The following is a 15759-nucleotide window of genomic DNA, read 5'->3' on the forward strand; positions in this document are numbered from 1 at the left end:
AATCCCGCAACGGGCGATGGAGGCGGAGGTCACGGACCCTTTCGGCGTCCGCATCAACGATGTGGGAAATCGAATTTGCGAATTCAAGATCAGCCGATCTTACGCGAAACGCAGCCGATGAATCCTGTGTGAACGAGAGGTTCAAGACCGGTTCAGTCCCCCTGCGCTAGACCATTCCCATCGGTTGTCTCGAACCCGATAGGCCGGGGATATCGCCCCTTCCACTCCGGTCACTTTGGCCGGGACCGCATTCTCCGTTTGCGGTTCCGGCTTTTTTCTTTGACCTTTTGCGGGGGCCATCCTATCCCGGATGAAGGACCCCGCGCTCAACGGACAGGCAGTTGTGAGGATGGAAGCGACACTTTACGCCACCCCCGGCAACCCCATTCCCGGAAACCCGCTCGTCGGCTTCTTTAAGGGCCATCGCGGCGCAAACCTGCGTTATGCGGTCTTCAAGTCCACCGCCGGAAATACGCGTGGCACCATCGTGCTGCTGCACGGCCGCAACGAGACGATCGAAAAGTATTTCGAGACGATCCGCGAGATGACCGAACGCGGCTTCTGGGTCGCGACATATGATTTTCGGGGCCAAGGTGGCTCCGACCGGGTCATCAAGGACCCGCGCAAGGGCCATGTCGGTCGCTTCGAGCACTATATCAAGGATCTCGAGATCTTCCTCGAGCAGATCGTCTTGCCTGATACCCGCCTGCCCTTCTTTCTGGTCGCCCATTCGACCGGTGGGCTGATTGCCCTGAAGGCCGCTCCGCGCCTTGCCAACCGTATTGAGCGCATGGTGCTGACAGCCCCCTTTGTCGGGCTTGGTGGCCAGAAAACCTCGCCGGACAATATCCGTCGCCTGGCGACCCTCGCGACCTTCACCGGTTTCGGGGGGATCTGCCTGAACAAGGACGATCCGCGCAAGACTTTCGATGGCAATCCGCTCACCACAGATCCGCAGCGCTTCGCCCGCAACCAGCGGCTCGTCGCCGATCATACGGAACTGTTTCTCGGTGCACCGACGGCCCGCTGGCTCTATGAAAGCCAGAAGGCGATTGCCGAGGTACGCAATCCGCGCCACCTCGCCTCGATCACGGTCCCGACCGTCATCGTCGCCCCCGGCAACGATCCGATCGTGCCCTATCACTACCAGGAATCCATGGCGCAGTATTTCCGCGCCGGCCAGCTGGTGCCGGTTCCCGGCGCCCGTCACGAGATCCTGCAGGAGCAGGACCGCTACCGCACCCAGGCGCTCGCCGCCCTCTTCGCCTTCATTCCCGGCGGAGAGCCGGAAGAGACGGATCCCGTCAACACATTGACCGACAGCCGCCTCGACGCCTGATCCCGCTCGGTCACCGCCGCTTCAGCATCTCCATCACCTCGGCATGCACGGCCTTGGAGCCAGCCGCAATGATCGAGCCGCCCGCTTCCGGCCGTCCGCCATCCCAGGTGGTGATCACGCCGCCCGCCTGCTCGATGATCGGGATCAGCGCGCCGACATCATAGGGCTTCAGGACAGTCTCGATGACGAGATCGATATGCCCGGCCGCCAACAGACAATAGGCATAGCAGTCTGTGCCATAGCGGAAGAGTTTCGCCCGATCCTGAACCGCCTGATAGCGCTCCACCTCCCAGCCCTGGAACAGATGCGGCGAGGTGGTGAACAGGATCGCGTTTTCGAGAGAACCGCAGTCGCGCACCTGGTTCTGGCGCTCGCCGTCAGGGCCGACATACCAGGACTTGTTCCCATCGGCGAAATAGCGCTCTCCCGTGAACGGCTGCTCCATCAGCCCCATCACCGAGCGCCCACGCTCCTGGAAGCCGATCAGCGTCCCCCAGACGGGAACGCCGGAGATGAAAGCCCGCGTCCCGTCGATCGGATCGATGACCCAGACCTGATCTGCATCCATGCGGATATTGGCGTGTTCTTCACCGAGGATGCCATGGTCAGGAAACTCGGCCTCGATCAGACGGCGGATCGCCGTCTCGGCCGCCTGGTCGCCTTCGGTCACCGGATCGAAGCCTCCGGCCTCCTTGTTGACGACGGACAGGCCGGAACGAAAACGCGGCAGGGTCTCCGCCTTGGCGGCATCGGCGAGGCGAAAAAAGAAGTCACGGGTGGGGCGCATGAGAGGTTCCGTCGCATGAGAGTGGCGCCAGTCTTAATGCCTGTCGACCGGAAAGAAAACCGCCTGACTGCCTGTACCTCTCACGCCACCATCCACAGGCCACGAAACAGAAACTGCGCATTTTTTCGCCACGATTAAAAAACAGCCAAGATTCATCTTGACAATGGTGCACCGCAACACATAACGTCTGAACTACAGTCTCTGACTGTAAATACCCTCCTTGGGTGTTTCCTCCCTAGACTTGAAGCCGCGCCCAGTGCGCGGTTTTTTTTGTCTTGGATAGCGCGAACAGCCGACCGCAGGATCCACAGACGGCCTGGACGGCGAAAGCGCATGTGCGGGGAGATGAAGGGAAGTCGGCTTATTCGGCGGCCAGCGCCTGATCACCGAAATAATCGGCGACGAAATCGGCCATCTGGCCCATGAAGATGGCAAGCGAGCCGGCCAGCATGTCGAAATCCGGTCGCTTCTCCAGCGTCGCCTCATCGATATAGAGCGAGCGATTGACCTCGATCTGCAGGGCGTGCAGGTCGCGGGCCGGCCGGCCGTAATGTTCGGTGATGAAACCACCGGCATAAGGCTTATTGCGAACGGCGGCAAAACCCAGCTCTTCGAGGAATTGCAGGGCCGCCCGCGAAAGCTCCGCCGAAGCACTGGTGCCGTATCGATCGCCGACGATGAAATCCGGCTTGATGCCGCTGCCGGCAACCCGGATATTGCCCGGCATCGAATGGCAGTCGATCAAGACACCGAGCCCGAAGCGGGCATGGGTGCGGGCGATCAACTTGCGCAGGCAGGCATGATACGGCTTGTAGCAGGTCTCGATCCGCTCCATGGCCGATGCAAGCGGCAGGCGCCCCTCGTAGATCTCCATATTCTCAGCAACGATGCGCGGGATCGTGCCTAGCCCGCCGGCAACACGCGCCGAATTGCTATTGGCATAGGGCGGCAGCGGATCGGAAAACATCCGCGGGTCGAGCTCGTAGGGCTCGCGGTTCACATCGACATAGGCGCGCGGGAAATGCGCAACCAAGAGCGGCGCGCCGAAGCTCGGGGCAGCCGAAAACAATTCGTCGACGTAATGATCCTCGGACCGCCGAATCGACAGATCGTCCAGCCGCGACTCATCAAGGAAGGCGCTCGGGTAGCAGCGTCCGCTATGGGGCGAGTTATACACGAAGGGAATGGTCTGGACGGCGGGTTCGCGAATCTCGAAAGGCTCGAATTCGTTGGTCATCCGCTCCCCAGTTCCTCTTCTTTACCAAGTCACAAACTTGTTGTGTTCGCCATGTTGCCAGTCGGCTGCTGCAAAGTCCATACTCCGGGAAATGGCGGAGCAGGCTCACGAATTCGTTGTTCACCGGTTCTTTACTGGGCAGGACCTAGAGTGAGCGGCTGCGAGCGTCCCATGAAATCGAATACAGCGGTCCCTAAATGACACAGAAAATCCTTCTCGCCGAAGATGACAACGACATGCGCCGGTTCCTGGTGAAAGCGTTGGAAAAGGCGGGCTACAAAGTTTCCTCCTTCGACAACGGGGCGAGCGCCTATGACCGCCTGCGCGAAGAACCTTTCTCCCTGCTGCTGACCGACATTGTTATGCCGGAAATGGACGGCATCGAGCTGGCGCGCCGCGCAACCGAACTCGATCCGGACTTGAAGGTGATGTTCATCACCGGCTTCGCCGCCGTGGCCTTGAACGCCGATTCGAAGGCCCCGAAGGACGCGAAGGTCTTGTCCAAGCCTTTCCACCTGCGCGATCTCGTCGACGAAGTGAACAAACTCCTTGCGGCATAAGGCCTGCCGAAGGGATTGAAAAAATCTCTTCACAAAACTGCAAAATGCCTATTGACGGGTGAAGCGGTTTTGTGGTCTTAAGCCGCTCATCGGATGGGCGTGTAGCTCAGCGGGAGAGCACTACGTTGACATCGTAGGGGTCACAGGTTCAATCCCTGTCACGCCCACCATTCGAATTCTTTCAAGGGCTTGTCGGAAACGGCGAGCCCTTTTTGGTTTCCGACGCAACCAAGCCTTCGACGCTCCGCCACCCATCGAATCACCACGCGAGGCAAGGCAGCGGCGCAATTCATTCCCGGTTGCGCAACCCGTCTTTGCGACCGATGATGGAAGTCAGCTTCCAATTCAAATCGTATATACAATTTGATGATGATCGATTATGATCTGGCGAAGGACGCGGCCAACAGGCAAAAACACGGGATCTCGCTCGAACGGGCGCGCGATCTCAACCTCCTCGCTATTCTTGAAGACGATCGAAATGCCTACGGGGAAATCCGCTACCGTGCATGGGGACTGATCGACGAGCAGCCTCACTGCCTCGCCTTCACCTATCGCGACGGGCGCGTGCGGGCAATCAGTCTGCGAAGGGCCCATAGGAAGGAATTTAAGCGTTATGTCGAAGCCAAACGATGATCCGGAAAATCCGGAATGGACCGCAGCAGATTTCGCCCGCGCCCGTCCGGCGTCGGAACTGCCCGAGGAACTGCGCGCCTTCTTTCCGAAAACACGCGGCATTCAGAAGACCCCAACGAAAATCCCCGTCTCGCTTCGTCTCTCTGCAGAGGTCGTCGAGCGTTTCCGCGCAACCGGTCCCGGCTGGCAAAGCCGCATCGACGATATTCTAAAGAAGGCTGTAGGCCTCTAAGCTGCCACCACCGTCACCGCATCCCCGACATACACCACCACATACCCACCGCCCGCCTTCAGCGCCCGCGCACGCGCCTCCAACTCCCCGAGATAGGGCGCCCGGCGCCAATCGTCCGGATGCGTAGGATCGACCAGCACCGTCAGTTGCGGCCCCTGCGCATAGAGCATCATGCCGCTGACCGACGGCTCCCATTCCGGCCCAAGCGAGGCATCTGTCCGCCACAGACAATAGAAGTCGCGACAGGTGGCAGGCCGCGTCGCGTAGGCGACGCAGCCACCCCCGCTCTGACAGTGGCGACAGGGTTCGTTGGCCGGTTTGTCCAGTTCGTCGATGTCAGGAAGGATGCAGCAGAGCGAGCAGGTGCCGCAGCTTCGCCCCTCGACCAGGGTCGGCCCTATCCCGCTCTGCAAACCCGTCATCTCAGGCCGCAGCGCCGATCGTCACGGTGAGCGGCGCCAGCCCCTCGACCGTCCCGACCAGCCGGTCGCCGGGCTGCACCGGGCCGACGCCGGAGGGCGTGCCGGTATAGATGAGATCACCGGGCGTCAGGTGATAATAGCGCGACAGGTGGCTGACGATCTCCGGCACAGACCACACCATGTCGGAGAGTTCCCCCTCCTGGCGAACAGTGCCATTGACGGTCAGTTCGATGCGCTGTCCAGCCGGCGCAAACTCGGCCGCCTGGGTAATCCGGCCGATCCCAGCCGAATGCTCAAAGGACTTGCCCATATCCCACGGGCGCTGCTTGTCCTTGGCCGCCTGTTGCAGGTCGCGCCGGGTCATGTCGAGGCCGACGGCATAACCGAAGATCACGCTTGCAGCATCTTCTACCGAGACCTGAAAGGCGGGTGCGCCGATCGCGATCACCAATTCGATCTCATGGTGGCAATCCTCGGTACCCGGCGGATAGGTCATCGTCCCACCGCTCAACACCAGCCCCGTCGGCGGCTTGGTGAAATAGAAGGGCGCTGCCCGGTCGATCGTATTGCCCATTTCGGCAGCATGGGCGGCATAATTGCGCCCGACGCAGAAGATCCGGTGCACGGGGAAACCTTCCGTGAGACCCTCGACGGGCAAGAGCGGGGCGACGGGAACGGAAAACAGCGGGACTGTGGGGGTCAAGGGAATGTCTTTCATGGCAGCAAATGAACACGGTCATCCCCGCCTCTGCGTCGGAGATCGGGCTGACTTGACCACAACCGGCGGCAGGCGGCAACGCGTCCAGCCGCGAAATTAAGGACGATCATGGACCGCACTTGGAACCATCGCCCAAACATGTAACAAAATCCGCGCCCCCGCGTTTGGGTTGCGTCGATCGCCTTGCGCACGATGCCTCATTCGGACGTTGCGCGAGGCAGGCACTGCGAAATTCGGCCGGACCTCCCACTGCCCGGCCAGACATCGAAAGGCAAAAAAAGCATGAGCACCAAGATCGTGCCGGTCATCATGGCCGGCGGCAAGGGAACCCGTCTCTGGCCACTCTCGCGCGCCGCCGCCGCCAAGCAGTTCATCCGCTTCCTCGGCGACGAGACGCTGTTGCAAAAGACCCTGATGCGCGTTTCGGACGAGGCTCTCTATGACGCACCGCTCGTCGTCACCAATGAGGATTTCCGCTTCCTCGTCGCCGAACAGGCACGCGAAATGGACGTGAAGCTCGACGGTATCGTGCTGGAGCCGGAAGCGCGCAACACGGCAGCAGCCGTCGCCGCCGCAGCCGTCATCGTCGCCCAGCGCCACGGCCGCGACACGCTGATCCAGATCCTGCCCTCGGATCATGAAATCACCGTCGACGACACCTACCGCGCCTGCGTTGCAAGTGCCGCAGACGCCGCCCGTAGCGGCAAGATCGTCACCTTCGGCATCACACCGACCGAACCGGCCACCGGCTATGGCTATATCGAAATCGGCGCCGAGATCGGCAACGGCATAAGCGCAGTCTCGCGCTTCGTGGAAAAGCCGAATGCCGACATTGCCCAACAGATGCTGGACAGCGGAAACTACGCCTGGAATTCCGGCATGTTCGTCTTCTCGGCCGGCCGCATGATCGAGGAATTGAGGGCGCTGGCCCCCGAGGTTCTCGCGGCTGTCGAAAAATCCGTCGAACAGGCCAAGGGCGACCTCGACTTCACCCGCCTCGATGCCGAAACCTTCGCCGAAGCACCCAGCATTTCCATCGACTATGCGGTCATGGAAAAGACCGCCAATGCCGCCGTCGTCCCGGCCGCCATCACCTGGTCGGACCTCGGCAGCTGGGATGCGATCTGGAAACTCGCCGGCGGCGATGAGAACGGCAATGTCGTGAACGGCAATGCCACCGTGTCCGACACGACGAACTCGCTGGTCATGTCACGGGAAGCCCATCTGGCGGTTCAGGGCATGGATGGCGTCGCTGTCATCGCCTCGGAAGATGCCGTCTATGTCGGCCGCCTCGACCGCAGCCAGGACGTCGGTAACCTCGTCAAGATGCTCGCGGCCAACAAGGAAACGGCGGGCCTCACCGAAAATCACCCGACGGCGCTGCGCCCCTGGGGCGGTTACACCTCAGTTCTCAACGGCGAACGCTTCCAGGTGAAACGCCTCTTTGTCCATCCGGACAAGAAGCTCTCGCTGCAGAAGCACTATCACCGCGCCGAACACTGGGTCTGCGTGCGCGGCACCGCTGAGGTCACCATCGACGACAAGGTGACGGTGCTGAACGAGAACCAGTCGATCTATATCCCGCAAGGCTCTGTCCACCGCCTCGCCAATCCCGGCAAGATCCAGCTCGAGGTGATCGAAGTGCAGACCGGCTCCTATCTCGGCGAAGACGACATCATCCGTCTGGTCGATGAATTCGGCCGCAGTTGACGATCATCAATCTGCCTAACCTGTGCGGCCCGGAAGCTTCGGCTCTCCGGGCCGCTTGCTTTATGGCGCTGCATTGCACAAGATCGATGCAAGCCGGAAAAAGCGGCACGGGCGAACAGCGAAGCGGTAACGAATGTCGATCAAGGCAAGCATCTATCACCTCACCCATTACAAGTATGACAATCCGGTCCGCCTCGGGCCCCAGATCATCCGGCTGAAGCCTGCCGCCCATTCCCGCACGAAAGTCATATCGCACTCACTGAAGGTCACGCCGGAAAACCACTTCGTCAATCTGCAGCAGGACCCTTACGGCAATTACCTCGCCCGCTTCGTCTTCCCCGATCCCGTGACCGAACTGAAGATCGAGGTCGATCTCGTCGCCGATATGACGGTCTACAACCCCTTCGACTTCTTCACCGAAGAAGAAGCGGTCAAATGGCCCTTCGACTATCCCGCCGATATCCGCGATGACCTGACGATCTACATGACGCCGGAGCCGGCTTCTCCGGCGCTGCAGGCTTTCCTCGCCACGCTCGACATGACGCCCGGTCAGGGCACCGTCGACATGGTGGTGGGCCTCAACGCCCGCCTGCAGCAGGAAATCGGCTACGTCATCCGCATGGAACCAGGCGTCCAGACGCCGGAGGAGACACTGACATCGGCGCGCGGCTCCTGCCGCGATTCGAGCTGGCTGCTTGTCCAGATCCTGCGCCATCTCGGCCTCGCCGCCCGCTTCGTCTCCGGTTATCTCATCCAGCTCACACCGGATCTGAAGGCGCTCGACGGCCCATCGGGCACGGAAGTGGACTTCACCGATCTGCATGCCTGGGCCGAGGTCTATATCCCCGGTGCCGGCTGGATCGGGCTCGACCCCACCTCCGGCCTCCTGACCGGCGAAAGCCACATCCCGCTCGCAGCAACCCCGCATTACAAGAACGCCGCCCCGATCTCCGGCGGCTATATCGGTCAGGCCAACACCGAATTCGCCTTCGACATGCAGGTGAAGCGCGTCGCCGAACACCCGCGCATCACCAAGCCTTTCTCCGACGACAGCTGGGACGCGCTCAATGCACTCGGCCTGCAGGTCGATGGTGACCTGAAAGCTCATGACGTGCGGCTGACCATGGGCGGCGAGCCGACCTTTGTCTCGATCGACGATTTTCAATCCGCCGAATGGAATACAGATGCGGTCGGCCCGACCAAACGGGATCTCGCCGACAAGCTCATACGACGCCTCCGCGAGCGCTTCGCGCCCGGCGGCTTCCTGCATTACGGCCAGGGCAAATGGTATCCGGGAGAGAGCCTGCCGCGCTGGACCTTCTCGCTCTACTGGCGAAAAGACGGCAAGCCGATCTGGCACGATCCCGCGCTCATCGCCGCCGAGCACGAGGAGACCGGCGTCACCCATGAGAAGGCTGAAGCACTGATGGCTGCGATCGCCGGCGAGCTGGAGATCGAGCCTGACATGATCATCCCTGCCTATGAAGATCCTGCCGAATGGATCATCAAGGAAGGCAGCCTGCCGGAAAATGTAGACCCCTCGAACTCCAAGCTGGAAAGCGCTGAAGAGCGCGCCCGCATCGCCAAGGTCTTCGAACGCGGCCTCACCACGCCGACCGGCTATATCCTGCCGGTTCAGGCCTGGAACGCCAGGGCCGGCGGTCGCCGCTGGGTCAGTGAAAAATGGCGCACCCGTCGCGGCAAGATCTTCCTCATCCCCGGCGACAGCCCTATCGGCTTCCGCATGCCGCTCGGCACCCTGCCCTATGTGCCGCCGTCGCAATACCCTTACATCCACACCACCGACCCCTCGATCCCGCGTTCGCCCCTGCCGGATTACGGCCCGAAGGTGAGTGAGGGCCGCGCAATGCCGGAAGCCTCACGCAAGAGCGGGGATAGCCAGCAGGATCGCAACGAGCAGAACATCACCGGCTCTGCCGGCGACATCAGGGGGGCGGTCCGCACCGCCATGAGCGTCGAGCCGCGCGATGGCAGGCTCTGCGTCTTCATGCCACCGGTGGAGGCGATCGAGGACTATCTCGAACTGGTGGCCGCCGCCGAAACCGCCGCCCGCAATCTCGGCCTACCCGTTCACATCGAAGGTTATGCTCCGCCGCAGGACGAGCGCATCAACGTCATCCGCGTTGCACCCGACCCGGGTGTCATCGAGGTGAACATCCACCCTGCCTCCAGCTGGGAGGAATGCGTCGCCACGACGAATGCCATCTATGAAGAAGCGCGCCAGACGCGGCTGGGCGCAGACAAGTTCATGATCGACGGCCGCCACACCGGCACCGGCGGCGGCAACCACGTCGTGGTCGGCGGTGCAAACCCCGCCGACAGCCCCTTCCTGCGCCGGCCCGACCTCTTGAAGAGTCTCGTACTGCACTGGCAACGCCATCCGGCCTTGTCCTATCTCTTCTCCGGCATGTTCATCGGCCCGACCAGCCAGGCACCGCGCTTCGACGAGGCCCGCCACGACAGCCTCTATGAACTGGAGATCGCGCTCGCCCAGGTGCCTCTGCCGGCAAGCGGTGCGGCAGCCCCCCTGCCCTGGCTCGTCGACCGCCTGTTCCGCAACCTTCTGACAGACGTCACCGGCAACACCCATCGCTCCGAAATCTGCATCGACAAGCTGTTTTCACCCGACGGGCCGACCGGCCGCTTGGGCCTCATCGAATTCCGCGGCTTCGAAATGCCACCCAATCCGCGCATGTCGCTGGCCCAGCAACTCTTGGTCCGCGCGCTCATCGCCCGCTTCTGGAAAAACCCGATCGCCGGCAGCTTCGTCCGCTGGGGCACCAGCCTGCATGATCGTTTCATGCTGCCGCATTATCTGTGGCTGGATTTCCTCGAAGTGCTGGCCGACTTGCGCGAAAACGGCTTCGACTTCAAGCCGGAATGGTTTGCAGCCCAGCTCGAATTTCGCTTCCCTTTTGTCGGCGAAGTCGAATACGAGGGCTCGAAGCTCGAACTGCGCCAGGCGCTGGAGCCCTGGCATGTCATGGGCGAGGAAGGGGCAATCGGTGGTACCGTCCGCTATGTGGATAGCTCTGTCGAGCGCCTGCAGGTGCAGCTGGAGACGGCCAATCCGGAACGCTATGTCGTCGCCTGCAATGGCCGTCAGGTGCCGCTGCGCAAGTCCTTGGTGAACGGCGTGGCAGTCGCCGGCGTCCGATACAAGGCATGGCAACCGGCATCGGGCCTGCATCCGGTGCTGCCCGTCAACACACCGCTAACATTCGACATCTATGATACATGGTCTGCCCGGTCGATCGGGGGCTGCGTCTACCACGTCGCTCATCCTGGAGGCCGGAATTACGATACTTTCCCTGTGAATGGGAATGAAGCGGAAGCCCGTCGGCTTGCGCGTTTCGAGCCTTGGGGCCATACAGCCGGCTCCTATCCATTATGGCCCGAGACCGTGTCGCCGGAGTTCCCGCACACTTTGGACCTGAGACGACCGCAGGGTATCTGATCCGATGGCACAGAAGACGGCAGCGGAGCTTTCTCCGCCGGACCCAGCGAATGGCACGGCCCGCCTGGCCGGCTATCGCGCGCTGGCGGGTGCTGCCGACGAGATGATCGACAACAAGGGCACTGTCCGGCCGGTCTGGCAGCCCTTCGTCTCGGCCATCGAGACCATGGCGGAGCACGAACTCGACGAACGTTTCGCGCGGGCCGACCGCTATCTGCGCGATGCCGGCGTGTTCTACCGCGCCTATGGCTCCGGCGGATCGAGCGAACGCGCCTGGCCCTTTTCGCATATCCCGGTCCTGATATCAGATGCAGAATGGCAGGTGCTGGCCGATGGCCTTGTCCAGCGTGCAAACCTGCTCGAAGCGGTCGTCGCAGACATCTATTCGGAAAACCGGCTGGTGCAGGAGGGCTTCCTGCCACCGCAGCTGATTGCATCCAATCCGGAATTCCTGCGCCCGCTCGTCGGCATCAAGCCCGCCGGCGGCCACTACCTGCATTTCTGTTCCTTCGAAATCGGCCGGGGCCCCGATGGCAACTGGTGGGTGCTCGCTGATCGCACGCAAGCGCCCTCGGGCGCCGGCTTCGCACTGGAGAACCGCGTCGCGACAGCCAGAGCCTTTTCCGATCTCTATGCGGAAACCCACGTCCACCGCCTTGCCTCCTTCTTCGGCGCCTTCCGCAAGGCGCTGCAGGGACGCCAGCAGAGCGCCGATGACCGGATCGCGGTCCTTTCTCCCGGTCCTGCCAACGAGACCTATTTCGAACACGCCTATATCGCCCGCTATCTCGGCATCATGCTGCTCGAAGGCGAGGACCTGACGGTCGTCAACGGCAAGGTCATGGTCCGCACTGTCGCCGGCCTGAAACCCGTCAGCGTTCTCTGGCGCCGCCTCGACGCCGCTTTTGCCGATCCGCTGGAGCTCGACCAGAACTCCTATATCGGCACGCCCGGCATGGTCGACGCGCTGCGCAATGGCTCCGTCACCTTCGTCAACGCACTCGGCTCCGGCATTCTCGAAACCCGGGCGCTGCTTGCCTTTATGCCCACCCTTTCGCGTCATCTGCTCGGCGAAGAGCTGAAGCTACCCTCCATCGCCACCTGGTGGTGCGGCCAGAAGGCTGAGCGCGAGCATGTCGCCCGCCACCTCGACCGAATGGTCGTCGGCTCCGCCTTTTCCCGCCTGCCCTTCTTCGACGACAATGGCCGCTCCGTCCTCGGCTCGCGGTACAAGGACCCGCAGAGCCGCAGCATCTCGGAATGGTTGGAAGCCGAAACCGGCAATCTCGTCGGCCAGGAGGTCGTAACCCTCTCGACCACCCCCGCCATGGTCGATGGCAAGCTGACGCCGCGGCCGATGTCGCTGCGCGTCTTTGCCGCCCGCACCCAGAACGGCTGGCAGATCATGCCTGGTGGCTTTGCCCGCATCGGCAGCGGCTCGGATGTGTCCGCCATCGCCATGCAATCGGGCGGCAGTGCCGCCGATGTCTGGATCGTCTCCGACAAGCCTGTTGACCGCACCTCGCTCTTGCCGGCGGAAGAAAGCTTTACCCGCAACATGCCGGGCAGCCTGCCGAGCCGCGCCGCCGACAACCTGTTCTGGCTTGGCCGCTATATCGAACGGGCCGAAGGCGTCTTGCGCATCCTGCGCGCCTGGCACGCCCGTTATGCCGAAAGCGCCAATCCGGAACAGCCATTGCTCGCCTTCGTGAGCGACTACCTCTCCGATATCGACGTCGATACCAAGACCGGCGTACCGGAAAGCCTGCTGCGCAACATCGACAGCGCCGTCTATTCCGCCAGCAACATCCGCGACCGCTTCTCGCCCGATGGATGGCTGGCGCTGAATGACCTGTCGAAAACGGCGAAACGCTTCCACGAGCGGGTGAAACCCGGCGACGATGCCGCCCATGCCATGACGATCCTGCTGCGCAAGCTCGCGGGCTTTGCCGGTCTCGTGCATGAAAACATGTACCGCTTCACCGGTTGGCGCTTCCTCACCATCGGACGCCTGCTCGAACGCGGCCTCCATATGACACGCCTGCTCGGACGCATGACCGGGCCGGAGGCACCCGACGGTGCGCTCGACATGCTGCTGGAGATCGGCGACAACGTCATGACCCACCGGCGCCGCTACAACGTGTCGACCGCGCGGCTGACAGTAACCGATCTGCTCGCACTCGATCCACTCAACCCGCGCTCGATCCTCTTCCAGCTGAACGAGATCCGCATCGAGGCCGAGCAACTGCCGAACGCCATGGTCAACGGCCAGATGTCGATGCTCTTCCGCGAAGCCATGCGCCTGCATTCGGGCCTGGCTGTCATGACGCCGGAGGCGATGACGGCCGAGGTCTATACCAATCTTGAGCGCGAGATGGAGAAGTTCTCCGATATCCTCGCCCGCACCTATCTGAATTGAACCGATGCTGTACGATCTCTCGCTCCACATCGGTTACAAATACGAGGTCCCGGCCTCGGGCGCGCATCACATGCTGCGCCTCCTGCCGCTCTCGCTGCCAGACCGCCAGCGCCTGATCGCCGGCGCCGTCACCGTCACCCCCGAACCGGACGAACTCGCGACCTTCGAGGATTTCTTCCACCACACGACCCGCCACGCGATCCTGCGCGCGCCGCACGAAAAGCTTGACATCCGCATGCAGGCGCGCGTGATGGTCCAGGCTCTGCCGGTCCCCGCCGACTTCTCCCCGATCCTCGATCGGCTGCCGCAGGAACTCGCCGAGACATGGACGCTCGACGCGGAATCGCCGCATCATTTTCTCGGGACCAGTCCCCGCCTGCCGCGCGACAAAGAGATCGCGGCCTATGCCCGCAAGGAGCTGAAGCCGAGCCTGACAGTTCGCCAGATCGCCGAACAGCTCTGTGCCCGCATCCACCGCGACTTCAAATACGATCCCGAGGCGACCACCGTCGACACGACACCCGCCGAAGCCTTCACCAAAAAGCGCGGCGTCTGCCAGGACTTCTCCCATGTGATGATCGTGGCGCTGCGCAGTCTCGGCATTCCCGCAGGCTATGTCAGCGGTTTCCTGCGCACCATCCCGCCGCCGGGCAAAGAACGCCTGGAAGGGGCAGATGCCATGCATGCCTGGGTGCGCGTCTGGTGCGGCAAGCTGACGGGCTGGATGGAATTTGACCCGACCAACAATATCCCCGCCGGCACCGACCATATCGTCGTCGGCTATGGCCGCGACTACTCGGATGTTGCTCCGGTGATCGGTGTGCTCAAGAGCTACGGCAGCCACAAGACTGATCAATCGGTCGATGTTATCCCGGTTAAGCAGTAAATCCGGTTATTGGCTCGAATTTTATCGACTTGCTTAAGCCGAATGGAACATGTCCGCCCCTATAAGTCATCCACAGACTGCGTTTGGATGGACATGATGGCTAGGACCAAGACACAGCATTCCTCGATCTTCTCACGCCTGATCGGCTGCCGATCCGGCAATTTCGGCATGATCACCGCGTTCATCCTGCCGGTCGCTGCGGCCGGTGCAGGTGTCGCCATGGATTTGAACCGCATGGTCCAGATCAAGAGCGCTCTGCAGGACTCGACCGACTCTGCCGTTCTTGCGGCCGCAAACGCACTCGCCGTGAAGAGCATTTCCGATGACGAGGCGATGTCCCTCGCCAAGAAGTTCATGGCTTCGCAATTCTACAATATCGTCGAGGGTAAATCGAGCATCGACCCCAACAACTCGTCGTCAATCGACAAGGCGGCCATTGGCAGTGTCGAGCGTACCACGTCGACTTCCGGCAAGAGCTTCGACGTCAAGCTCAACAGTTCTTACACGATGAAGACAAACGGCATGACAGCTTTGCTGGGCTGGAAGGAGGTGACGATCAAGGTCTCCTCCACGGCGCGCAGCACGACAGAAAGCAAGAATGCGCTGTCGATGTTTCTCGTGCTCGACCGCTCCGGCTCGATGGCCGAGGACACGACCACGGTCAATGGCGCACAGCCGACCAAGACAGTCTACTACGACTGCAGCTACTATCAGGGGAAAAAATACATCTCCAAGACCTGCAGCTATCAGGCGACCAACTATTACACCAAAATCGACTCGCTGAAGCTCGCCGTCGCCAGCCTCACGACACAGCTGAACACGGCGGATCCGGAGACCAAATACGTTCGCACCGCGGCCGTTTCCTACAATGCCAGCATGCAGACGCCGACGACAATGGCGTGGGGCACCACCACGTCCCTGTCCTATGTGCAGGCACTGACGGCGACCGGCGGCACCGACTCCTCCGACGCCATGGCGCGGGCTTACACGGACGTCTCCAGTTCCCAGGAAGACACGGCGCACAAGAACAAGAACGGCCAGGTTCCGAGCAAGTTCATCATTTTCATGACCGACGGTGACAACAACTACTCGAGCGCCGACACCAAGACCAAGGCGACCTGCGACACCGCCAAGAAGGCCGGCGTCCAGATCTTCACCGTCGCCTTCATGGCACCGAGCAACGGGCAGGCCCTGCTTCAGTACTGCGCCTCCAGCACGTCCAATTATTACGACGCGCAGAATGCCACGCAGCTCGTCGCGGCCTTCAAGGAAATCGGTGACAAGGCGGTTCAGGCCTCCACCCGCCTGACCAACTGACCCGCGTCCAAAGCGTTTGCG

The 15759-nt window shown here is 61.9% G+C and carries 13 protein-coding genes and 1 tRNA gene; 10 read left to right on the top strand and 4 right to left on the bottom strand.

What is annotated here, in order from left to right; genetic code table 11:
• Nucleotides 1-349 precede the first annotated feature (349 nt).
• The gene (locus tag ASE36_RS13225; protein WP_062280094.1) at nucleotides 350-1339 is read left to right on the top strand and encodes an alpha/beta fold hydrolase; all 990 of its coding nucleotides are present in this window, start codon (nucleotides 350-352) and stop codon (nucleotides 1337-1339) included.
• Between the two features lie 10 nt (nucleotides 1340-1349).
• Here ASE36_RS13225 and hisN read toward each other — a convergent pair whose 3' ends face one another.
• The gene (gene hisN / locus ASE36_RS13230; RefSeq protein WP_062280097.1) at nucleotides 1350-2126 is read right to left on the bottom strand and encodes a histidinol-phosphatase; all 777 of its coding nucleotides are present in this window, start codon (nucleotides 2124-2126) and stop codon (nucleotides 1350-1352) included.
• Nucleotides 2127-2487: 361 nt separating this feature from the next.
• Nucleotides 2488-3363 (bottom strand): N-formylglutamate amidohydrolase, encoded by an 876-nt coding sequence (locus ASE36_RS13235; protein WP_062280100.1) that lies wholly within the window; start codon nucleotides 3361-3363, stop codon nucleotides 2488-2490.
• 197 nt (nucleotides 3364-3560) lie between these two features.
• Between ASE36_RS13235 and cpdR1 the strand changes: the two genes are divergently transcribed.
• The 4 genes from cpdR1 (at nucleotide 3561) to ASE36_RS13255 (ending at nucleotide 4788) form a co-directional block, all read left to right on the top strand.
• Nucleotides 3561-3923, top strand: coding sequence for a response regulator CpdR1 (gene cpdR1 / locus ASE36_RS13240; protein ID WP_006726917.1), 363 nt, complete (start codon nucleotides 3561-3563; stop codon nucleotides 3921-3923).
• Nucleotides 3924-4018: 95 nt separating this feature from the next.
• Nucleotides 4019-4093 (top strand) — tRNA-Val (locus ASE36_RS13245).
• Between the two features lie 196 nt (nucleotides 4094-4289).
• Nucleotides 4290-4556 (top strand): BrnT family toxin, encoded by a 267-nt coding sequence (locus ASE36_RS13250; protein WP_062280103.1) that lies wholly within the window; start codon nucleotides 4290-4292, stop codon nucleotides 4554-4556.
• Nucleotides 4537-4788: a BrnA antitoxin family protein gene (locus ASE36_RS13255; protein WP_062280106.1), complete on the top strand. Its 252-nt coding sequence runs from the start codon at nucleotides 4537-4539 to the stop codon at nucleotides 4786-4788. Before ASE36_RS13250 ends, ASE36_RS13255 begins: the two co-directional genes overlap by 20 nt.
• On the opposite strand, the gene ASE36_RS13260 is transcribed toward ASE36_RS13255, so the two are convergent.
• Both ASE36_RS13260 and ASE36_RS13265 read right to left on the bottom strand, forming a co-directional pair.
• Nucleotides 4785-5210 carry a hypothetical protein gene (locus ASE36_RS13260; RefSeq protein ID WP_062280109.1) on the bottom strand — a complete coding sequence of 142 codons (426 nt, stop codon included), beginning with the start codon at nucleotides 5208-5210 and terminating at the stop codon, nucleotides 4785-4787. The two genes, ASE36_RS13255 and ASE36_RS13260, sit on opposite strands and share 4 nt — an antisense overlap.
• Before the next feature lies 1 nt (nucleotide 5211).
• Nucleotides 5212-5913 carry a fumarylacetoacetate hydrolase family protein gene (locus tag ASE36_RS13265; protein ID WP_244474741.1) on the bottom strand — a complete coding sequence of 234 codons (702 nt, stop codon included), beginning with the start codon at nucleotides 5911-5913 and terminating at the stop codon, nucleotides 5212-5214.
• A gap of 297 nt (nucleotides 5914-6210) precedes the next feature.
• On the opposite strand from ASE36_RS13265, the gene ASE36_RS13270 reads away from it, so the two are divergent.
• The 5 genes from ASE36_RS13270 (at nucleotide 6211) to ASE36_RS13290 (ending at nucleotide 15738) form a co-directional block, all read left to right on the top strand.
• Nucleotides 6211-7638 (top strand): mannose-1-phosphate guanylyltransferase/mannose-6-phosphate isomerase, encoded by a 1428-nt coding sequence (locus ASE36_RS13270; RefSeq protein WP_062280115.1) that lies wholly within the window; start codon nucleotides 6211-6213, stop codon nucleotides 7636-7638.
• Between the two features lie 133 nt (nucleotides 7639-7771).
• Nucleotides 7772-11116, top strand: coding sequence for a DUF2126 domain-containing protein (locus tag ASE36_RS13275; RefSeq protein ID WP_062280118.1), 3345 nt, complete (start codon nucleotides 7772-7774; stop codon nucleotides 11114-11116).
• A 4-nt stretch (nucleotides 11117-11120) separates the two neighbouring features.
• The gene (locus tag ASE36_RS13280) at nucleotides 11121-13535 is read left to right on the top strand and encodes a circularly permuted type 2 ATP-grasp protein (protein WP_062280121.1); all 2415 of its coding nucleotides are present in this window, start codon (nucleotides 11121-11123) and stop codon (nucleotides 13533-13535) included.
• Nucleotides 13536-13539: 4 nt separating this feature from the next.
• Nucleotides 13540-14421: a transglutaminase family protein gene (locus ASE36_RS13285; RefSeq protein ID WP_062280124.1), complete on the top strand. Its 882-nt coding sequence runs from the start codon at nucleotides 13540-13542 to the stop codon at nucleotides 14419-14421.
• A gap of 93 nt (nucleotides 14422-14514) precedes the next feature.
• Nucleotides 14515-15738 (top strand): VWA domain-containing protein, encoded by a 1224-nt coding sequence (locus ASE36_RS13290; protein WP_162244217.1) that lies wholly within the window; start codon nucleotides 14515-14517, stop codon nucleotides 15736-15738.
• Nucleotides 15739-15759 lie beyond the last annotated feature (21 nt).

Origin of the sequence: Rhizobium sp. Root274 (genome assembly GCF_001429245.1) — a bacterium.
Taxonomy (GTDB): domain Bacteria; phylum Pseudomonadota; class Alphaproteobacteria; order Rhizobiales; family Rhizobiaceae; genus Allorhizobium.